Genomic DNA, 20,769 nt, shown 5'->3' on the forward strand with positions numbered 1-20,769 from the left:
CAAAGTCCCGTCCTGAACCGTCCCGTCGGTTGACTCGTCCCTGGCGGCTATCAAGAATCCACTCTCCGCATGCACGTTCCCGTACGGCGGCATGTCCGGCGATCTGTGGCGCGCAGTCTTGGTCCTGATCAGCAATGCACTCTTCCGCGCGAACCGCCGCCTTGCTGCTCATGACGCTGGTGGTCGCCCTGTTGCTGCGGCCCTGGGACCACTGGGAGGCGCTCGCGACTGTGCGGCCGGTGTCGCTGTTGCTCACGGCGATCGCCGTCGTCTGGCTCGCCGACGCGCCGAAGCTGCGACTGTTGGCCGACCCCCCGACCAAGCCGCTCATACTCCTGTGCCTTGTCGCCGCCGCGATGGCGCCGCTGTCGGTCTGGCCCTCCCGCAGCGCCGAAGTCGCCTTCAATATTCTGCAACAAGCAGCCCTGCTGGCGATGCTGGCCCATCTGGTCACGACCCCGGCCATGGTAGAGCGCCTCGCGACCCTCATGGCCGCGTGCGGGACGATCCACGGCAGCATCGCCACGGTTACGTACTTGCGGCAGGAACTTACCCCCGACGGCCGCGTCTTCGGCACAGGGCACGGGGTCTTCGCCGACCCGAACGACTTGGCCCTGTCGCTCGTCATGATCTTCCCCTTCGCCTGGTGGCGATTCGTGGAATCCAAGAGCCTCGGCGCCCGCCTCGTCGCCGTCGGCTCGCTCGCCGTTATGCTGGCCGGGATCCTGGCGTCGCAATCCCGCGGCGGGCTGCTCGCCTGGGGCGCCGCCGTCGTCGTCCTCGGCGTCAAGGCAAGAAGCGGAATCGCGTCGCTGGCGGGAGTCGTTGCGGCCGCGTCCCTCGCAGCCGCCCTGTTGTTCCCCAGCGACGTGTTCGATCGCTACTCGTCGATCGTCCACTACCAGTCCGACGAAAGCGCGACGACCCGGCTGGCGATCTGGAAGGCGGGCGCCAGCATGTTCGCCGACCATCTCCTCACGGGCGTCGGCGCGGGGGGATTCGAGGTCGCCTACGGCCAGGAATATCTCGACCGCAAAGGCGCCGGCAACGTGTGGCGCGCCGCCCACAGTTCCTACATCCAAATCGCCGCGGAACTGGGGATCTTCGGTCTCGCAGCCTGGCTCGCCTTCATTGCCGCGATCCTCGCGACTCTGCGCCGGGCCGGCCGCTTGCTGGCCGCCTCGACGGACGAAGCGGCTGCCCCCTCCCTTGCCGCCTGGGTCGACGCCGCGACCGCGTCGATCGTCGGCTTCCTCGTCGGCGCCGCGTTTCTGTCCCGCGGTTACGATTTTCTGATCGTCATCATCGCGGGAACCGCCTCGGCCGTGCTGCGACAAGCGACGGCCTTCAGCAGCCGCGTCGCTCCGAGTCGCGAGACGCAGCCTATCGCGCAAGCACTCGCCGAAGCGCCGGTTTCGGCGAATCAGGCCTACGTCGGCGACTTGCTCCGAGACTCGCCTGCCCCGGCTGCGGAGTGACGCCCGAACGACGCCCCGCGGGTTGCGACGCTCCTCCAGGCCCGACGCACCGTCGCTCGTTCGGCCTCGCTCCACATCGGCAACCGCCACAGCACCAGCGGCGTCGCCGCAACGAGCGCCGCTTGCCCGACCGTGGCGCCCGCCCAGCCGAAGCCGCGGAACAATTGTCCCGCGATGAAAATCGCCAGACATGTCCCCCACACGATTGCGAGTCGGCCGTAATTGACCGGCATCGGAAACGCTCGCTGCGAAGCTCGCCACACCCCGGCAAGTCGCGCGGCCTGGCTGACGAGCGTCGCAACGGCCGCTCCCTGAATCCCCCACCGCGGGATCGCATAGCAGTTGAGCGCCACGTTCAACAGCGCCGCCCCCACGTTGAGTCGACTGATCGCCCCGGGGCGGCGGGCCTTGTGCAACCCGACCTCGGCGGCGCTCGCCAGCCCGCTGAAGTAAACGGCCCCGGTCAACGGCGTGATGACGCACATGCCGCCGTGAAACTTCTCGGCAATCAGCCAGTAGGTGACGTCGTCCCCCAACAGCGCAAGCGCCGTCGCCACGACGGCGCCCCCCGCGGCGTACGCCAGGAACCCGCGCGCAATGATCCGCGACCCGTCCGGCAGGTGCATGTTGCGAAACGCGAACCGCTGCCAGCCGAGGATAAACGCCAAGTTCGCCATCTGCATGATCCCCGCGATCCGCTCGCCGACCGAGTAGAGGCCAATCTGCTCGAGCGAATCTTCGACTAAGGCACGGATCGTGTACTTGTCGGTCACGGCCATCGCCGCGAACGACAGCAAGGCGGGAACCAACAGCGCCCCGTAGCTCGTCAGCGGGGCGACTAGCGGCCGGCTCACGCGCAGGCGAACCCGCGGAAACGCGACCGCCGTGATCACGGCGACCGTCGCCAACCGCCCCGCGGCGTCGCACGAGATGATCCCCCATGCGCCGGCCCCGGCTAGGATCGCCGCGACGCTCGCGCTGCGAACCGCCAGGGCGCTGCCGATGCGAATCCAGAACAGCGCCCACGGTCGCCCGTCGGCCTGCAGCCGGTTGCCAGCGAGCGCATCGATCGCCTCGGCCAGCGCCACGACCGCGAGCGCCCCGACCAGCGCCCGCCCCGGCAGGTCGAAGATCCAGCGATTGAGCGGCTCGGCGAAGATCCAGACCGCCGTCGCGGCGATCGCCCAGAACCCGATCGCAAGCGTCACGCTCGTGTCGATCAACTCCCGTCGACGGACGTCGTCGGTCGTTTCCGTGTAGAACCGAAAGAACGACTGGTGCAGGCAGAGCGACGTGACGATGAACGTCAAACTCGCGGTCGTCGTGAACAGGCTCACAATGCCGTAGTCGCGCGGCGAAAGCAGCAGCGTTACGATCGGCAGCAGCGCAAATCCGATCGCGCGATCCATGACGCTCGCCAGACCGTAGACGGCCGCGTCGCCCAGCATGGCTTTGATCGACACGGCGTCGCGACGATTCGCCCCGTCGGCCGGCGGCGACTCGGAGCGCGGATCGTCTCCCCGCGGTTGCTCGGCGACGACCCCGGCTGCCGCGGTCAGCGCATCGACGTCGGACGACAGCGATCGGCTCACGCGGCAGAATCTCCGTCGCGAGACGCCGCGGTCGCCGAGACGGGACGCCACAGGCGATCGGAGCGACCTGTCGCCCAGACCCAAAACGCCGTCCAGGCCGCGGCGTGCAACATCAGGAACGAACCCGCCGCGGCGCAAACGCGGTTCCGCGCCCCCCAGGGAGTCAGCCCGACCACGGCGACGACCAACAGCGCAACTTGCAGCCCGAACGCCGCGCCGTACCACGGCCCCCCCAAAAGCGCGCTGGTCGCCAGCGCACCGAGCATCGCCCACGGCGCCGCAAGCCGCAGCAGCTTGTGCGAAACCAGGACCGACCACGCCGGGTTTCGCCACGGCAGGAGCAGCTCCGGCGCCACGGCGATCAGTTGAAAGTTCCCCGCCAACGTGCGGATCTTGCGCCGCATCTCGCCCGCGGCGCTGTCCGGCAGCCGATCGAACGCCGTCGCCCGCTCGTCATGGACGACGCGGCGACCTTGCAGCACCACCTGCAGCGGCCAGTACACGTCGTCCAAGATCACCCCCTCGGGAACGGGTCGGAACAACTCGCGTCGCACCGCGGCAATCGCCCCGGTGACGCCGACCTGCGAGTGGAGTCGGCTCTCCTGCTTGCGCAGCCACGTCTCAAACCGCCAGTACAGCCCCACGCCGGCCAACACGCCGCCCTGGCTCTCAAGCCGCAGCTCGCCGCTGACGGCGCCGACCGCGGGGTCGGCGAAGTTTTCCAACAGCCGCACAAGCGCGTCGGGCGCCCAGCGCTGACGAGCGTCGGCCATGACGAGAATCTCGCCTCGAGCCTCACGGGCCAGTGCCGACAACATGGCCGCTTTGCCGCGACCAGAACTCCATGTTACCACCCGCACTCCGCGGGGAGCAAACTGCTCGGCGACCTCGGCGGTCCGGTCCGTTGAACCGTCCGATCCGACGAGGATCTCGCCCGTGCCGCCCGTCTGCACAAGCACTTGCGTCAATTCCTCGAGCCGCGGGCCGATATTCGCTTCCTCGTCCCGGGCCGCAATCAGAATCGACGCCGAGCGCGGCGCCTCGGCGGCCGATTGACGCCACAGCGGCCGCCGTCGCGCCGCCGCGCCGATCGCCAGCGGGTACGCGACGTAGGCGTACGCCAGCACGGCGACGCTCGCCCAGAAGATCGACGCGAGCCACGGCTCCGACATCGTCACGGGTCCCCCGCGCCGACCTGCGCCGTCAGCCCGCGAGGGTCAACCGCATCGTGCCAGATCTCGTCAAGCCGCCGGCCCAGCATGCTCCAACAGTACCGTTCAGCGGCCGTCTGGCGAGCTCGCGCAGCGAACTCCTTCGCTTCGTGCGGGGCGCGCATCCACCGCACCGTCGCCGCGACGAACTCCTCAACCGTGTCGGCGATCGCCAAGTCGCGATCGGGCGCGAGCCGCAACCCTTCGGCCCCCACCGTCGTCGAAACGATCGGCAACCAACTGGCGGCCGCCTCGAGAATCTTCAACCGCGAACCGCCGCCGATTCGCAGCGGGACGACCATCATCCCCGCCCGGGCCAAGTACGGCCGCACGTCAGGCGCGTTCGCCGCGAGCTCGCACCGCGGACTCTGTCGCACCAGCGCCGCAAGTCGCTCCGACGGATTCCTCCCGACCACCGTCAACCGCGCCGCCGGCTCCTCGACCAGAATGAGCGGCAAGACGCGGGCGAGAAAGTGCTTCAAGCCGTCGATATTCGGGCGCCAATCGAGCCCCCCCAGAAACAGCATCTCGCGCGGGTCGCGCGGCCGGTTCGGCTCGGCGTAGTCGGAAAAGCGAACGCCGTTCTCGACCACGGCGACCCGCTCGGCGGCGAACTCGTCGCGCATCAACTGGGCATCGTCGTCGCTCACCGCGACGACGCAGTGCGCTGCGCGAAACACCCTCCGCTCGTACCGCTCGAACCGAGCGTGCTGCAGACGCAGGTACGAACGCGCCCACGGCCGCGTTTCGGTTTCGGCGTACCGCCGCCAGATAAGCGAGTCGACGTTGTGAGCCATCAGGATCACCGGCGCGTCGCTTGGCGCCCCGCGCAGCAACTCGACATAGGGGGACCACTCGACTTGCCACAGATCGATCTTCCGACCGCGTGCGAACTCGTGCAACTTACGGCGGAACCGTGCGCACATGTGCGCATCCACCGCGTACGGCGCCGGCGACGCGAGATTGCGCGCCACCTTGCGATAGAACGACCAGCCTCGCTTCACGGGGACCGGCAGATTCGCGAAGTGCGAGTCAATGCCGCGGGCTGCGAGGAACACGCGCGTCTCGCGTCCATCGGACGACTCCCCGTCGCCCCGAGAGAAATAGACGACCGAGTGCCGGTCCGCCAGTTCGAGCATCAGGTTGAGCGTCCGCTGGCGCTTGCCCGAGTTGGCCGGGCAGCAAACGTCCCAATCGACGACGACGACGTTCATGGCGCCACCGCAACGGCGGCCTCGGCGGCCGCTGGCGATTCCTGTCGCTCGTCAAGTTCGAGCCCGCGGTAGAGTCGCTCGTAGGATTCGACCATCCGGTCGACGGAATACAGTTCTGCCGCCCGCCACTTGGCGGCGGTCGCCAACCGTTCGCGCTCCGTCGAGTCGCTCCACAGCCGGACCAGCGCCGCGGCTAGCGCCGCGGGATCTTCAGGCGGCACGAGCACGCCCGTCTGATCGTCGACCACCGTCTCCGGAGTGCCGCCGACGCGAGTCGCGATCAGCGGCACGCTCGAGGCCATCGCCTCCAAAAGCGTCAGCGCAATTCCCTCGGATCGCGAGGGCAGGACGAACGCCCGGGCTCGCCGCAACAGGTCGGGAACGCCGGCGATCTGGCCGAGAAACGTCACGCAATCCGCGACGTCGAGCTCTGCGCACTGTCGCTCCAGCTCGTCGCGGCAGGGGCCGTCGCCGGCGATTTCCACCCGCAGGTCCGGCGCGCTTGTGCGAGCCAGCGCGACCGCCTCGAGGAGCACGTCGATCCCCTTCTCGCGACTCAGCCTCGCCACGGCGACGATCGGCCCCGCGTCGCCGTCCGCGGGGGCGTGCTCTGCACCGACGAATCGTTCGAGGTCGATGCCGTTGACGATCGTCCGCAGCTTGGCTTCGTCGATTTGCAGCACGTCCCGCGCCACGGTCGCCGCGTCGCGCGACACGCAAACATACCGATGCACGGCCTTGGCCGCCAGCTTCGCGATCCGCCGCTGGCGATTCGACAGCCCCAAGGCCTGACCGTGCTGGGTGTGAATCACTCGTTTCGCTCCGGCAAAGCGGCCCGCCGGGGCGCCGTAGATCAGCGCTCGCACGTCATGGGTGTGCACTACGTCGGGACGAATGCCGCGCACCATCCGCATGAGCTGCGTCGCCAGCGTCGGACAGAATCCGCTCGGACGATGCAAACACACCACTGGCCATCCGCGGCGTCGCAACTCCTCGCCCACCGCGCCGCTGTAGCCCAGCGAGACGAACAACTGATCGAAATTTCGAGCCGCGCCGGCGTCGGCGAACTCCAACAACAACTGTTCGAGCCCGCCCACGTCCAGACCGAACGTTACATGCACGACGCGCAACCGCCCGCCTCGAGCGTCCATCGGGAGAAGTCCAATTGTTCAGTGTGTCCGAAAATGCAACAACGGATCAACTCGAAACGGCCGCCTCGGCCGGTTGCTCGCGACGCCGGCGTTCCCGTCGGCGACGTCCCTCTTGCCGTCCCCCGGCGACGACGGGACTTGGCGCGTAGACCTGGGACGCCACGTCCAGCAGCGTCGCCTTGCACGCCGCTTTGCGCGGGACGCCGATCATCTTCAGCAACGTCGCCGCGAGAATACGCAGCTCCACGTCGAGCCCGCCGAGGAACAAGTACTGCAGATCAAGCTCGAGCTTGCGCCGCACGCAATTGACATCCTGGTCCGGAGCGAGGTTGATCTGGGCGAGCCCGGTCACCCCGGGCCGCACCGCCAAGCGATGCACATAGCCGGGGATCTCTCGCGAGAGTTGCTCGACGAAACAGGGGCGCTCGGGCCGCGGGCCGACGAACGACATCTGCCCTGCCACGATGTTGGCCAGTTGCGGCAGTTCGTCGAGATGAAGTTTGCGCAGCACGCGCCCGACGCGCGTCGCCCGCGGGTCGTCCTCCGACGCCCAGACGGCCCCGGATTCCGTTTCCGCGTCGAACCGCATCGAGCGCAGCTTGTACATCGGGAACCGGCGGCCGCCGAGTCCGACGCGTTCCTGCTTAAGAACGGCCGGCCCGCGCGACGTCAATCGAATGGCAAGCACCAGCGCCGCGAGCAGGGGCGTGCATGCCGCCAACATCACGGCGGCGAACACGCGCTCGCAAGCGTTTTTTACGGCACTTCGATGACAGCGGGGTACGAACGGATCGAGGCGGTCAAAATCAATGGTGTCCATTTCGATGCATGGGTGCGCGCTCTCGGCAGCAACCGCTCGCAGGCGAATCCCTCAAGATCAGCGCTGCCGCAACGTTGGGGATCGGGGGGAGGTGCGAAACTCGCGACGCCGGACGTCCGTTCAATGCGCCCGGCGCATGTCGCAATCGCGAACCTGAGACGCGCGCCGTCGTGGCGCGAACATCTGACGGAAGCGCGAGCGCGCAATCTCGGCGTCACGATTGAATCAACCGTGACGCGGACCATGACGAGCAAACGCTGCCGGGGGTCGCGAATCGCCGCCCCTACAATCCTTACAACGGCCGCAATCATACTCCTTCTGACAGGAGACAACCACAGTTTTCCCCCGAGAATCTTCGCAGTTAGGACGACTGTCTGACACTCCAGGGGGGGAAACTCCTAGCGCCCGGCGAATCGTCGGGCTCCCGGATGGCGAGAACGCGCTCTCGCTCGCGTGCCGAGGGACGAGGGCGACGCCGGGGCGCGCTGACCTAATGGGGAAAGTCCCCCTGCCGACAGGTCGACCTGTACCGATTGCACGGATTGCAACCAAGGCGCCGAATGGCTGGGAACTCCCCGGTTGTACCGACAATCCGGCAATTGCCGGATTGTTTTTGCCGCCGCCGAACCCGTTAGCGTTCGGCGGTGAATTCCTCGCTGCCGATCTCACTGTCAGTTCGATCCCCCCAACCATCGCGACTAGCGGTCATCGTTACACGCGTGTCGACCATTCCCCGGATCACCAGTCCTCGTCGATTCGTCGCCGCAGCAGCGGCGGGCGCGGCGATCGCGCTTTGCCCAGTGCAATTTACGGCCAGCGAGGGGCGATTCGCCGCAAACGCAGGCGAAGTCGGCCAAGCACCCTCTCAACCCCCGCAGAAGTGCCCCGAGGACGAGGCCGCCACGACCTTGCGGCTCATCAAGTCGCGCCCCCCGACTGAAGCTCAGGGGCCCGAAGCAGGCTCGTCCGCCCAGCAGGGGCCATGGCGGGCAGCGACTCCGCTGGCAGTCGTCCAGTGGGCTTTCCCGGGGGTCGAGGCCCTTCATCCCTCGACCGGCGCCACGCCCCATGATCGCTCGCCGTTGCCGAACCGACGCCTAGCCCAGGGCGCGAAGCTGGAAGTCGTGGGAGAGTCGATCACCACGCCCGCCCCCGCATTCGTCCTCGACTCAGTCATCGCCTCTGACGGCTCTCCAGCACCCACGAGCTTGGTCCTCCTGCCGACCTCGCAAAGTCGGCAGGCCCCTGTGAACCTAGTCGCTCGCCCCGCGGCAGAGCCCTCAATGGCCGCCCCCGAGCCTGCGGCCCAGGCGCCGCTCGTGCAGCGAGCACCGCCGAGCCCGTCGATCCCCCGGGCGCCGCAAGTCGCCGCTCGGCAGATCCCCGCTTCGCAGCCGCAGCCAGTGGTCGAGTCCCTCGCCGTCTCTCACTCCCCTGCACCGACGCCGTTCGTGCCCCCATCGGCGGCGCCGGCAGCACCGCAGATCATCTCGGTGGCGACGACTGCCGAGCCGTCGACCGTGGCCATCCGCCCGACCCCGGCCAAGTCGCAGCCGCCGGCCGTCGAAGTTCAGCCGGCTGAACTGACGCCGTCCCCTGCGCCCATGGCTCCGCAATTGGCCAGTTCACCCGCCCCGAGCCCGGCCGCTCCCCGGCTCGAGCCGGAGCGCCGCGCGGCGCCGGATCGCCACGTCGAACCGGTCTCTCTGCAGTCCCCGGCGTCGCTGGCCGCAATGTCACGGACTGACGTACGCCCGCTGCCCCGCACCACCCCCGCAGCCCCCACGCTCGTCTTGCCGACTGCAGCCGAGCCGACGCTCGCCGCGGCGTCGCCCGTGGCGCCTCTCGTTGCCCCGGCAAAGCAAGCCCGCCTCGCCGTCAGCGAATCCGCTTCCGCCAAACAGACCTCGGCCGCCGCTGCCAAGTCGGAACCCTCCGCCCCGCAGGCGCCTGAACTACGACTCGCCGACGCCGGCGCGCCCGCGCAGCCAGCCGTTCCCCAAGTTCCCGCTGCGACAGCACCCGCATCCCTGCCCGCTCTCCCGGCCGTTGCAGCGTCCCGACCCGTCGTCGAAACGAAGCCGGTGCTCGTCGCTGCCGCTCAGCCTCCGCGGCAGCCCGACCCGCTTCCCGCCCCCCCGAGCCCGACAGCCCCGCCGGATCGACAGGAACCAGTCGGCGATCCGAACGAGTGGCAACTCGGCATGCTCGAGGCGATCCGCGTCGGCGTCGTCAACAGCAAGGACGTGGTCGTCCTCCGCTACGCGCCTCAGATCGTCAGCACGGCGATCGCGCAGGAGTGTTCGCTGTTCGACCCGGTCTTCGGCCTGAACGCCTACGGCGGCCAGGACGACCGGCAAGTGCGCAGCCTCGTCGAGTCGCAAGGCGCCAACATCGACGTTCAGCGGACCGATATCGTGACGCCGCTCTACCAGCCCGACCAGGTTTACATGCGGCATCAGCTCTACACGGGCGGCGAACTGAAATACGGCTTCGGGACCGATTACTCGAACTACTCGCCGCCGGGCGATTTCTTGCTGCTCAACCCGGGGTGGAACTCGAACTTCAACGTCCGCTACCGGCAACCGCTTGGCGCCGGCCGCGGCTACACGATCACGACCAACCCGCTGCGGATCGCCCGCTCGGCGACGGCCCAGTCGCGGATGGAGTTTTCCGTCCAGGTGCGCCGGGTGATCCTCGACATCGAGACCGCGTTCTGGACCCTCGGCGGAGCCCAGCGCGAGCTGCAAATCGCCCGGCAGTATCGCGATGTCGCCGTGCGAACCGCCGAGGACGAAGCGGAACGCGAAAAGCTCGGCAGCAGCTCGCTCCCCGACGTGCTTATCGCCCGCGGCCAAGCCGAGGCGTTCAACATTCAGGTCATCCAGGCCGAGCAACGAGCGGCCGTCGCCGCAGATCAACTGCGACAGGTCATGGGTTTGCGAACCGCCGGGGCTGCGTCGTTCACAACCGACGGGCTCCCCCCCGAACTCGCCAACAAACGGCTTGCCCCGCTGGTCCTGCCGCAAGACGTCGAGGTCGATCTCGAATGGGGCGCCGCCGTCCGCACGGCCCTGGCCCGCCCCGAGATCAGCGCCCAACGGGCCGCGGTCCGCACGGCTGATTTGGTCGTCTATCAGGCCCGCAACGGTTTGCTCCCCAACGTCTCGTTGCAGGCCGACTACGCGGCGACCGGCCTCGAGGATCGGCTCGACAAGTCGATCGGCACCGCCGCCAGCCACAACTACAACTTGTGGGGCGTGGGGCTGTTCTACGAACGTCCCCTGGGGATGCGCTCGGCGTCCGCGTTCGTCAAGCGGGCCCAACTGCAGTACGGGCAGGAGCTCGCCCAACTCCGCAAGCTCGAACACGACATCCTCCATCAGTTGCGCCAATCCTACGAAACGGTCCGCAACGCGAACCGAGTTTGGCTCGAACAGCAGCAACGGGTCGCCACGTTCAAGCAGCAACACGAGGCCTACGTCGAGTTGTATCAGCAAGGCAAGGTCGAATTGTTCCGGCTGCTCGACATCGAGCGGAGCCTCGCGGCGGCCGAACTCGAGGCCAACGCCGCCTGGACTGTCGCCCGCACGGCCGAAGCCCGCTGGCGTTTCGAGAAATTCGAGGACGCGGGATACTACAATCTCGAGTTTGCGGATTAGGAAGCCAAGGGGTTCCGGGCCTTCGCCGGGGCGTTCCGCACCTGAGCCGCTGCCCGGCGGGTGAGCGAAAACGGCGCCTCCGGGCGATTCTCTTGCTGTTTTTCCCCCTGCTCGCCTTTGCTGGGCGGTTTCAGCATCGAACTGGGTCGCCTCCTGTGCTCCCCGAGCCCGCCGTGGCGCGATCCCGCGGGCCCCGCGGTTCCGGCACTTTGCCGCGATCACGTCAAGCGAGTCGCGGCAGTTGTCCCGGGGTTCGCCTCCATTATGATGGAGTCTGCAACTTCGTCCTCGGCGGGCGAAGGCCGACGGCGGCGAAGTTCGAATCCGACCTCCTCATCAATCCTGCCTCACTGACTATGGTCGACGCTCACGAATCGAGGTTCGATCGCGCGCTGCGCGGCATTCTCCATCGCCCCGCGCTGCTGGCGACGGCGCTCCTCGTCAGCGTCGCCGCGGCCGGCGCCGCCGCGATTGCGTTGGATCGCGAGCAGCATGTCTACGAGGGCAAGTTGTTGTTCGTGCCCAATCAGGTCACCTCGCCCTACTACCAGTCGCCGCGGCTGAGCAGCCTGGTGCACGTAGTGCTGACCCCGCGGATGCTCGAGACGGTCCGGCAAAGCTGCGACGTCGACGAAGACCTGTTCACGCTTCGCAACAAACTCAAGCTCGACGTGGCTGAAGGGGACACCCTGACGCTGTCGATCGCGCGCCCCGATCCGCAACAGGCGGAGAAGATCGTCAACTCCGTCATGGACGAGTTCGTCGCCGCGACGCGCGAGATCCGCACCGACGCTCTGGCCCGGCATCTCGCGGGATTCCAGCGCGATTCCGCCAAGGCCCGCGACCAGCACCAGGCGGCGCTCGCCCGGCAACAAGCATTCCTGGAGACGCACCGGCTCGACACCCCGCTCACCCTCGCCGAGCGGAGCCTGCAGTTGCAGCAGACGATCGGCGACCTCGATCGAGCGTTGCAGACGACGCGCAGTCAGTTGTCCGCCGCCGAGGCGAAGCGAACCCATCTGGGCGAGGTTCTCGGCGACGCCGAAGATCGCAGCCGTCGCGTCGTCGCCCGCAAGGCGGTGGCCGACAACGCCGAGGCCCCCCCGGCCGATCTCGCAGCGACCCAATTCCCCGCCTCGCGCCAGACCGATCTCGAACGCCGCGCCATCCTGCAGGACCAGATCCGCCGTCAACAGCAGGAGGCCTCGTACGCGACCCGCATCCGCATCAAGAACGAGGAACTCGCCCGTGCGAAGACCCTCCGCGAGCGGCGGCTGATCTCGCAGGCCGAGGTCGATCGGATCGCGGGCGAAATCGCGGTGCTCGAGGCCGAGCAGAATGCGAACGTCGACGGGCTCGTCAAGGCGGTCGATGCGATTGAAAACCGCATCGCCCTCGACGTCGGCGAGATCGCGGGGCTCGTGCTGGCCAGGGGGCCCGAAGCGCTCGGCACGGCAGGCGCCGCCCTTGGTTCCGCGATCGAGCCGAGCCAGATGCTCGCCCTGCTGGACCTGGAGATCTACGGCGTCAGGGAGCAGAAACGGCAACTCGAACAGGACCTCGAAGCGAAGCGGGCCGCGCTGGCCGAACTCGGGGTCCTGCAGAAGGAATTCGCGCCGCTGGCCGACGAGGTGCGCCGTACCGCCGCCGAGTCGGAACGCCTGCAAACGCTCGAGTCCGGCTTCCGACAAGCGGCCGACTCGGCGATCGGCGAGGTGACGATCGTCCAAGCCGCCTCCCCGACGTTCGACGCCGTCACGTCGAATCGCAACAAGGTCTTTGCCGCGGCGCTCGCAGCCATGCTGGCCCTGACGCTCGGCCCCCCCTTCGCCTCCGAGTGGACCAAAGCCGGCCGGCCCGCGCACTAAACGGCGCCGCACGTCACGGGCTCGCCGACAGCACGTACGGCGCCAGGACGTTGGCGCGGTCGAAACGCTCGTCCGGCTCGAGCCGCTCGAGCAGCGCCCCGCGTCGCGCTAGCTTCTCCTGCAGCGCGTCGCCGCTGATTCGGCGGGCATCGTACACGACCCACACGCGACTGGCCTCCTGCAACAGCGCCGGCGGAGCGTCGTGCAGGCGGTTCTCCTCGGCGTCGTACTCGACGAACCGCTCGGCGTCGACGTCGAACCCGACGATCGAGTCCCCGTACGCACGGCACGGGTCGCAGCCCGGCAGATACCGCCGCAGCGAGCACGCCTCTTCGTCCGGAGCCACGAGCACCGCGTCCTCGTCCTCCATCTGCTCTGCCAACAGCGCGGCGATCGACCGCCAGTCGTCGCGATTGGCCTCGGTGTAATAGCGGAACAACGAAACGGCCGACAGAATCGTGATCGTCCCGACGAGCGTCGCCCGCAACCGCCCCGGCGCCGCCGCGACGCCGTGGGCGAGCATGACCAGCAGCGGCGCCAAGACGACCAGCGCCTTGCGATCGTCCCAAGCGACGACCTCCGCGCCGAGCAGCAAGACCAGCGCGACCGCGACGGGGAACCCCGCGGCGACGATCAACAGCCCGCGCTGCGGCAAGGTGCGCAGCCCGGCGGCGAAGGCGGCGCCCCAGATCGCCGTCGCGACGACCAGCGCCCCGACGGCCAGACCGACCCCGTCCCGCTCCCACGCCAGCGTCCGACCGAACAGCAGCGATAACGGCGAACACGCCACGTGACGAAACCCGGATCCGACCGCCTCGTGGGTCGCATGGGGCGCCACGTCCTCGAGCACGCGCCGGACCAGGACCAGCCCGACGACGGCCACAACCATGTTGGCCGCCCACCACCGGCGCCGCAAACCGGGCTCGACGGTCGCGGCCACGAACAGAAACAGCCCGACCGCCGGCAGCGCCGCGTAGTAGTGGACGTTCATCCCGACCACGACGCTCGCGACCCACAGCGCCAGCGCACCGATTGATCCCGACGTGCGATACGCCGCGGCCGCCCCCAGCGCCAGGGCCGTGCTTAGAAACATCGTCGAGTACGTGCGAAATTCCTGCGACAGGTAGACATGCAGCGGGTTGATCGCCGCAAGCCCCGCAGCCAGCACCGCACAGCGGGAAGACACGAACTGCAACGCGCACCCGTACAGCGCGATCACCCCCAGCACTCCCGTCAGTGCAGGCAGCAGCCGCAGGGCGAAATCGCTTGACCCGACCGACCGCGACCAGATGTGCGCCGCCATGAGCTGCGCCGACGGATACCCGACCTCGACGACCTCGCCCGAAACCAGCTTCTCCAGCGGTTGACAGGCGAGGTAGGCGGGCAAGCTTTCGTCGCGCCAGAAGCTCTCCCGATCCAACAGCGCCAGCCGCAACCCCGCAGCCAGCAGCACGATCGCCGCGAGGGCGTATCGCTCGATCGAGGTCGAATTCGAAAAGAGAGGCATGAGATCCGCGTCCGCGGCAACACGCGACGCCCCGCGAACGTCCCGAGGCGCCCCTTGGGGTCATGCCGCCCATTATGCCTCGGTCGGAGCATAATGCACCCGGAAAAATGGTCGCTTGCCGGAGCCTTCGCACCGCTCCGGGTCACGCTCCGCTCGCTCGCGCCGAGTCGGCCGCCAATTCCCGTTCGATCAATTCGACGACCTCGCGGGCGTCGGGCTTGGTGCTGGAACCGAACCGCGCGACCACGTTGCCCCGGCGATCGACCAGAAACTTCTCGAAGTTCCAACCGATGTCGCCGGGCCCCTTCGGCTTGGTCTGCAGCGACGTGAGCGTCTTGTACAGCTCACAGGCGCTCTCTCCCTTCACGTCCACTTTGGCGAACATGTCGAACGCCACGCCGTACGTCGCCCGGCAGAACTCGCGAATCTCCTCGGCCGTCCCCGGCTCCTGCCCCAGGAACTGGTTGCACGGAAAAGCGAGGATCGCGAGCCCCCGCTCGGCGTACTTGTCGTGCAACTGCTGCAGTTGCTCGTACTGCCCCGTATAGCCGCACTTGCTGGCGACGTTGACGATCAGGACGACCTGCCCCTGATACTTGGCCAGATCGACCTCCTCGCCGTCGAGCGACTCCATTTTGAACCGAAGCACGGTCTCGGTCTGCTCGACCCCCGGCGTCGGCTCGCCGCACCCGCCCAGCGCAGCGACGACCACGGCGGCAAGGGCGACAAACAGGACTGCTGAAAAGGTGCGCATACGCGGTTTCCTGAAGTTGACGGCAAACGGCTGCGGCGAGGCGTTCTCGCCCGCTACGAAACCCCAAACCGCAGCCGATTGTAACCCATCACGCCGCGTCGCGAGCGGGGCCGGCAATCGGTTCCGATTGAAATCGCCCATTGCAATGACAATGCCTAGATTTCGGGTTGGCGACAACGCAACAACTCTCTCTGGCTACAGATTGCTCGTCGCCGACCCGAACTCGTCGAGCGGATGACGCAGCGTGACCCGAGTTCATCCCCTGGCGTCTGTCATCCGCTTCGGACGCCTCGCCCGCAGCGACTCGTCTCGGGTATGATGGTCGCCTCGCCCGTCGGCTCCGGTTCGTCGTCCCCTTCTCCGCTCCCGCGCGTCAGCATGACCTCGCCACGCCTCCTGTCGCTCGACGCCTTTCGCGGCGCCACGATCGTCGCCATGATCCTGGTCAACAACCCCGGCACATGGGGCGCCCTGTACGCCCCTCTCGGCCACGCCGAGTGGCACGGCTGGACGCCGACCGACCTGATCTTTCCGTTTTTCTTGTTCATTATGGGGACGGCGCTCGCCTACTCGCTGCGCAAGTACCGCGAGGGCGCCGCGATCGACCCGGCCGTCTATCGCCGCATCGCCCGCCGGACGCTGTTGCTGGTGGGGCTCGGGCTGGGGATGGGGCTGTTCGGCAAGCTGTGCGACGTGATCTTCATCTCCCGCGATCCCTCCGGACTGCAACTCGACACGCTGCGCTGGCCCGGGGTGCTGCAGCGGATCGGCTTGGTCTACTGCGCCGCGTCGCTGGCGGTCCTGCATGCGGACCTGAAAAAGCAACTCGTGATCGCCGCGGCGATCTTGCTGGGGTACTGGGGGCTGCTCGCCAATCTTCCCGCCGACGCGAACCCCGGGGAGCGACTCGGCAAGACCGACAATCTGGTCCGCGCCGTCGACGTCGCGGTCCTCGGCAAGAATCACATGTGGACCCAGGCCACCACCGAACCGACCGACCCCGAGGGGCTGCTGAGCACCCTGCCGGCGGTCGTCACCGCCTTGGCCGGCTACTGGTGCGGGCTGGCGATCCAGCGCGGAGGCGCCAACTGGCGCACTGTCGCGCTGATGGTCGTCTGCGGCTTGCTCGTCGCCGCGCTCGGCGAAGTCTGGGGCCTGTGGCTGCCGATCAACAAGAAGCTGTGGACCAGCAGCTTCGTCCTCCTCACCGGGGGACTGGCGACCGCCTGCCTGGGAGCGTGCCTCGCTGCCTTCGACGTCGCGGGCTTCCGCCGTGGGGCGCGGCCGCTGGAGATCGTCGGCGTCAACGCGATCTTCGCCTTCGTCGGCTCGGGACTCCTGGCGCGGCTGCTGGGGACGATCCGCGTCGGCGAAGGGAGCCTGCAACAGGCGATCTATCAGACCCTGTTCGCCAGTCGCATCGCCGATCCGCGACTGGCCTCGCTGGGATTCGCGCTGTTGACGGTCGCGTTCTGGTGGATCGTGCTCGCCCTGATGGCGCGGCGCGGGTGGTCGATTCGGGTCTGACGAAGCCCGTCACTCGCCTTGGCTGGCGTCCCCCAACAGCACGTCGATCCGCGCGAACTCGTAACCGCGGTTCACGAGCTCGTCGCACAACCGCCCCGCCAGCGGATGGAACGGATCGCGCCGCCCCGATCCCAGGTGCAACAGCAGCAGGTGGCCGTTCAGCCCCTGCTGCGCGCGGCTCTCGTACGCGAGGATGTCGTCGTAAATCGTCCGCGCGGGGACGAATCGCGGGTCGTCCTCACGGGCGTAGTCGCGCTGCGACCCAGTCCCCGGCGTGAAGTTCGCCAGCACCAACGGCGTCGCCTCGCCCCAGGCCCCTGCGACCGAACCCGCGCGGCACCACTCGACCTGCTCCCGGTTGTACCACTCGAACGGGGGAATGAAGTGCACGGGGCGTCCGGGCGGGCAGGCCCCCGCGCGCCGCAACTCCGCTAGGTTGCGCTGCAAGTCGGCGACGAACTCGTCGCGAGTCACGAGCGACCGCTCACGCTCGTCCCAGTCGCAATACAGCAGATGGCCGTCGGAATGGGGGCCGACGTAGTGCCCGCCGGCCGCCATCCGCTTCACCGCCGGCGCAAACTTCGGGTCGCGCAAAAAACGCCCGGTCAGGAAGAACGAACCGGCGATCTTCCGCTTGTCGAGCGCATCGAGGATCGGCCCGGCGCTCTCGCCAAACTCGTCCCCGGTGAAGACGAGCGCCAACCGCGGGTGCGCCGGATCGCCGCGGACGACCGCCCCGTACGCATCGCGTATCACGACGACATCGGCGGCGCGTCCGACGCCCGTCAGGACCAACAAGTCGAAAAGCAACGCCGCCCAGCAGCAGCGACCTCGGAAGCTCGCAGCGCTTCCCGCGTTCTGCCGGAGCGAGATCCCTCGGGAGTGCGAAGCCGGCCGCAGATTACTTCCCCGCGCCGCCGCCATCGCGGTCCTCCTCCGGCCAGACGTGCAACAGCAGCGCCAACGACACCGTGCCGTCGATGATCGGCTCGTTCGTCGAGAAGTCGGCGAACACGTCGTGATAGACCGCCGTCTCCGACTGGAAGCGCGCAAGTTCGTCGTCCTCGAACGGCTCGAACTTCAGCGCGTCGTTGATGGCCTTCGTAACCGGCCCGTCGACCAGCCCTCCGACCGGCAGGTGATCGGCCAGTTTGTAGAACAGGTGATGAGGCCGGCTCGCGTGGCGACCGTTCTCGGGCACGCCGATCACGAACGACACCCCCCACGGATTGCGGCCGAAGATCCAATCGCGGGCCTCGGCGGCGAGCGCCCGGTACGTGCGATCCCCCGTGAGCCGCTCGTACAGCACCGCTTCGGTCGCCGCCGCCACGACGTCGTTGGTCGAACACCAGGCCAGCGGCGTGCCGAGGCGGTACGGGTTCGCTTCGGCCTTCACGCGCACCCGCTCGAGTCCCTGCCGATAAAACTCGGCCAACTCGCGCCGCACTTCGGGCCCGGCGACGAGCCCCAATCGCCAATGGGCCAGATTCGCGTAGGGAAAGAACTCGTAGTGCCCGTGCGCATCGCACCCCATCGCGGGGTTGACCCCTGCTTGGCGCGCGTGGGCGAGCGCTTCGTCCCGGTACTTCGTTTCGCCCGTCGCCAGATACAGCTCCGTCGCCCCCCACTCCAGATCGTCGTGGTACGTGACCTCGCTGTAGTAATACGGAGCCCGCACCGGCACCGACATCGCCGTTCCGGGTCGCGATTTGGCCAGTTCGTACAACGTGCGAGCCGCGTCCACGTCGCCGGCCAGCGCCAGCGCCGCGGCGCAGCGCCCGGCCAGATTCGCCAGCCCCGAAGACTTGTTCTTGTGCTGCGGCCCCTCGGGACGCCCGGTGGCGCGCCATGCCGCGCGCGGTCCGCCGGGGCCGCGGCCGTAGTCCGACTGGTCGTCGTGCCACAGCGTGTTGGGAGGCATGTGGTCCCGATCGTCGCCGATCTGCACGAACAGCACGTTCTCGCGAGGATGGAGCTTTTTGACCAGCGCCGCGCCATGCCGCGCTTCGTCCTCCTCGTCCGCCAGAAAGAGCGCCGCGACGCAGTAGGTCGTGGTCAGCATATGCTTGAGCCGATCCCCCGCATCGTGCCAGCCTCCGACCAGATCGAACGTTTCGCCGGTGTCGGCGTCGAAGGCGTCGTGTTGGTGGCACTTCGGCTGCAAGGGATTGTCGCCGCACCGTTGCAGCCGCATGAACTCCATCAGCTTGCCGGCCGCGTGAGCATAGGCGTCGTCCCCCACGGCGAACTCCGGCGACTCGACCCCCGCCGCCCTCACGCGCCACCGCCCGGGGGTCCGCCACGCCGAGAAATCAAGTCGATAGTTGTGCGCGAACGGCCCCCACGCTCCCTGGTCGGGGCCGATCGGCGCCGCGAACTCACCGACGAGAAACTCCCCCGCGCACGGATCGTCGCTCGACAAGACGGCAATCTTCGGATCGCCCGACAAATAGCCGACGTTGTTGACGCGAATCCAAGCCTCGCCCGCCGCCGCCCCGGCGACCAACGTCGCCGCGCAGCAGACAACCCCCGCGCTTGCGCGGCAGAGCGCTCTCGAGATCCCGTTCATGGCGACCATCAATGTCCCTCTCGGTCCCTTGCCGGCGCTACAGGAGACGGGAGTCGTTGAATCGTTCCGAGCTCACTGCGGCGCGGGCCACCAGTTCCAGAATCGAAGCAGCCCGCCGAACAGCGCCATGAACGGCTGCACTTGCTGTGCCAAGTCGCGGTCGCGTTCGGCGAGCTCCGCGTCGCCCCGCGAGTCGTGCAGTTCGGCTCGCAACATGTACGCCTCGTTGATGCGCGCGTGCGACGGTTCGAACACCCCCTGGCTTCGGATCGGAAACAGCGGAACCGCCCGATCGAGCGCCGCGAGGGCTTTGTCGTTCTCTTCAAACTCCAGGTAGGCGAGCGCCTCCTCCAGCGGAGCGATTCCGTACCACGGGGCGACGCGGCTCGCCTCCTCGAGCGGTTCGAGGATCGACTCCAGCGAGGCGCCCGCGTCGACGCGCACGCGCGACTCCTCGACCAACTCGACCGCGTGTCGCAGATCGTGTTGCCGGCGCCACAACGGGGTGGTCCACGCCACGCCGAGCGCCGCGGCAGCCAGCCCCAAGGCGAGACGCCGCCGAGCCTGCGGCTTCCACGCGCCCTCGGTCCGTTTGCCCCAAGCGACGACCGCCGCGACGACCGTCGCGCTCGCCGCCGGCAGCCCCCAACCGACCGCCGCCAGCCCCGTGCACAGCACCGCCGCGGCCGGGCCGTCCGGTCGCTCGGGGACCTCGCCCGCTCCCTGCCGCAGCCGAGCGGCGCGGAGGCGTCCGTACTCGCGCACCTGACGCCACCACCGCCCCGCCCCCAGCATGGCCAGCCCCGCCCCCAGCGAAAACGGTCCCGCGAGGAACAGCCACCGCCGATCGCGGAGAAAATCAAACAGGTTGTCATGCCCGAACGACCAATGCATGAACTCGAACCAAGCGACCAGCGAGTACGTGAACCCAAGCAGCGTCGCCAGCGCCCCGACCGTCAACAGCCAACCGTCGTGGGGGTAAGCGTTCCCCACGATCCAGCGGAGCTGCGTTTCCAGGCTCTCGATCAATCGGCCGACGTCGCGCGGCATGGTGACGCCGGTTCGCAACGGCAGCGCGTGCATGAACGACAGCTCGCGCAGCGGCTCGGGAAACTCCTGCGGCCCCGGCATGACCACTCCGCCGGCCAGCGCGGGAATCACGATCTCGCGCTCCGCGAGCCGGCGGCTGACGAACGGTTCCGCTTCGCGAGGCCAGAGCGGCTCGCCGCTCGCCTCGGTCGGCGATCGTTCGAGCACCAGCACCGCGACGTCCCCCGGACGCCACTGCGACTCGGCCTCCGGGCCCCACCGCTGGACGATCCCCGCGCCGAAATGCTCGTCGACCCGCCGTGCCGCTTCGGCCGCCACGTCCGAACCGTCGCGCGCTAGGAGCCAAATGCGGGGCATCGCGGACTC

General features: G+C 68.3%; 14 protein-coding genes. 4 read left to right on the plus strand and 10 right to left on the minus strand.

The window, feature by feature from the left end:
• Positions 1–134 precede the first annotated feature (134 nt).
• The gene (locus KF688_14205; protein ID MBX3426828.1) at positions 135–1,478 is read left to right on the plus strand and encodes an O-antigen ligase family protein; all 1,344 of its coding nucleotides are present in this window, start codon (positions 135–137) and stop codon (positions 1,476–1,478) included.
• Here KF688_14205 and KF688_14210 read toward each other — a convergent pair.
• From KF688_14210 to KF688_14230, 5 genes are read right to left on the minus strand one after another with little or no spacing between them, the layout of a single operon-like run.
• Complete coding sequence (locus KF688_14210; protein ID MBX3426829.1) at positions 1,430–3,070, minus strand: lipopolysaccharide biosynthesis protein; 1,641 nt, start codon at positions 3,068–3,070, stop codon at positions 1,430–1,432. The genes KF688_14205 and KF688_14210 overlap by 49 nt on opposite strands.
• Positions 3,067–4,242 (minus strand): glycosyltransferase family 2 protein, encoded by a 1,176-nt coding sequence (locus KF688_14215; GenBank protein MBX3426830.1) that lies wholly within the window; start codon positions 4,240–4,242, stop codon positions 3,067–3,069. Before KF688_14215 ends, KF688_14210 begins: the two co-directional genes overlap by 4 nt.
• A 2-nt stretch (positions 4,243–4,244) precedes the next feature.
• On the minus strand, positions 4,245–5,495 hold the full coding sequence (locus tag KF688_14220; GenBank protein MBX3426831.1) for a glycosyltransferase: 1,251 nt from the start codon (positions 5,493–5,495) through the stop codon (positions 4,245–4,247).
• Positions 5,492–6,646, minus strand: coding sequence for a glycosyltransferase (locus tag KF688_14225; GenBank protein MBX3426832.1), 1,155 nt, complete (start codon positions 6,644–6,646; stop codon positions 5,492–5,494). The genes KF688_14220 and KF688_14225 overlap by 4 nt, the downstream gene beginning before the upstream one ends.
• A gap of 46 nt (positions 6,647–6,692) precedes the next feature.
• Positions 6,693–7,385: a sugar transferase gene (locus tag KF688_14230; protein MBX3426833.1), complete on the minus strand. Its 693-nt coding sequence runs from the start codon at positions 7,383–7,385 to the stop codon at positions 6,693–6,695.
• 800 nt (positions 7,386–8,185) lie between these two features.
• On the opposite strand from KF688_14230, the gene KF688_14235 reads away from it, so the two are divergent.
• The gene (locus KF688_14235) at positions 8,186–11,128 is read left to right on the plus strand and encodes a TolC family protein (protein ID MBX3426834.1); all 2,943 of its coding nucleotides are present in this window, start codon (positions 8,186–8,188) and stop codon (positions 11,126–11,128) included.
• A gap of 356 nt (positions 11,129–11,484) precedes the next feature.
• Complete coding sequence (locus KF688_14240) at positions 11,485–12,996, plus strand: hypothetical protein (GenBank protein ID MBX3426835.1); 1,512 nt, start codon at positions 11,485–11,487, stop codon at positions 12,994–12,996.
• 13 nt (positions 12,997–13,009) lie between these two features.
• Here KF688_14240 and KF688_14245 read toward each other — a convergent pair whose 3' ends face one another.
• On the minus strand, positions 13,010–14,503 hold the full coding sequence (locus KF688_14245) for a glycosyltransferase family 39 protein (protein ID MBX3426836.1): 1,494 nt from the start codon (positions 14,501–14,503) through the stop codon (positions 13,010–13,012).
• A gap of 142 nt (positions 14,504–14,645) precedes the next feature.
• Positions 14,646–15,257: a glutathione peroxidase gene (locus KF688_14250; protein ID MBX3426837.1), complete on the minus strand. Its 612-nt coding sequence runs from the start codon at positions 15,255–15,257 to the stop codon at positions 14,646–14,648.
• 378 nt (positions 15,258–15,635) lie between these two features.
• On the opposite strand from KF688_14250, the gene KF688_14255 reads away from it, so the two are divergent.
• Positions 15,636–16,784 carry a DUF5009 domain-containing protein gene (locus KF688_14255; GenBank protein MBX3426838.1) on the plus strand — a complete coding sequence of 383 codons (1,149 nt, stop codon included), beginning with the start codon at positions 15,636–15,638 and terminating at the stop codon, positions 16,782–16,784.
• 9 nt (positions 16,785–16,793) lie between these two features.
• Here the strand turns inward: KF688_14255 and KF688_14260 are convergent, their stop codons facing one another.
• From KF688_14260 to KF688_14270, 3 genes are all read right to left on the minus strand, one after another.
• Positions 16,794–17,540 (minus strand): polysaccharide deacetylase family protein, encoded by a 747-nt coding sequence (locus KF688_14260; GenBank protein ID MBX3426839.1) that lies wholly within the window; start codon positions 17,538–17,540, stop codon positions 16,794–16,796.
• Positions 17,541–17,685: 145 nt separating this feature from the next.
• The gene (locus KF688_14265) at positions 17,686–19,353 is read right to left on the minus strand and encodes a glycoside hydrolase family 9 protein (GenBank protein ID MBX3426840.1); all 1,668 of its coding nucleotides are present in this window, start codon (positions 19,351–19,353) and stop codon (positions 17,686–17,688) included.
• Positions 19,354–19,425: 72 nt separating this feature from the next.
• Positions 19,426–20,760 carry a hypothetical protein gene (locus KF688_14270; GenBank protein MBX3426841.1) on the minus strand — a complete coding sequence of 445 codons (1,335 nt, stop codon included), beginning with the start codon at positions 20,758–20,760 and terminating at the stop codon, positions 19,426–19,428.
• Between the last annotated feature and the right edge of the window lie 9 nt (positions 20,761–20,769).

This window comes from Pirellulales bacterium (genome assembly GCA_019636345.1).
Taxonomy (GTDB): domain Bacteria; phylum Planctomycetota; class Planctomycetia; order Pirellulales; family Lacipirellulaceae.

Coding starts and splice junctions, on each gene's coding strand:
- KF688_14205 (MBX3426828.1), top strand. CDS start 135: ATGCACTCTTCCGCGCGAACCGCCGCCTTGCTGCTCATGACGCTGGTG.
- KF688_14270 (MBX3426841.1), bottom strand. CDS start 20,760: ATGCCCCGCATTTGGCTCCTAGCGCGCGACGGTTCGGACGTGGCGGCC.
- KF688_14240 (MBX3426835.1), top strand. CDS start 11,485: ATGGTCGACGCTCACGAATCGAGGTTCGATCGCGCGCTGCGCGGCATT.
- KF688_14225 (MBX3426832.1), bottom strand. CDS start 6,646: ATGGACGCTCGAGGCGGGCGGTTGCGCGTCGTGCATGTAACGTTCGGT.
- KF688_14265 (MBX3426840.1), bottom strand. CDS start 19,353: ATGAACGGGATCTCGAGAGCGCTCTGCCGCGCAAGCGCGGGGGTTGTC.
- KF688_14220 (MBX3426831.1), bottom strand. CDS start 5,495: ATGAACGTCGTCGTCGTCGATTGGGACGTTTGCTGCCCGGCCAACTCG.
- KF688_14215 (MBX3426830.1), bottom strand. CDS start 4,242: ATGTCGGAGCCGTGGCTCGCGTCGATCTTCTGGGCGAGCGTCGCCGTG.
- KF688_14245 (MBX3426836.1), bottom strand. CDS start 14,503: ATGCCTCTCTTTTCGAATTCGACCTCGATCGAGCGATACGCCCTCGCG.
- KF688_14250 (MBX3426837.1), bottom strand. CDS start 15,257: ATGCGCACCTTTTCAGCAGTCCTGTTTGTCGCCCTTGCCGCCGTGGTC.
- KF688_14255 (MBX3426838.1), top strand. CDS start 15,636: ATGACCTCGCCACGCCTCCTGTCGCTCGACGCCTTTCGCGGCGCCACG.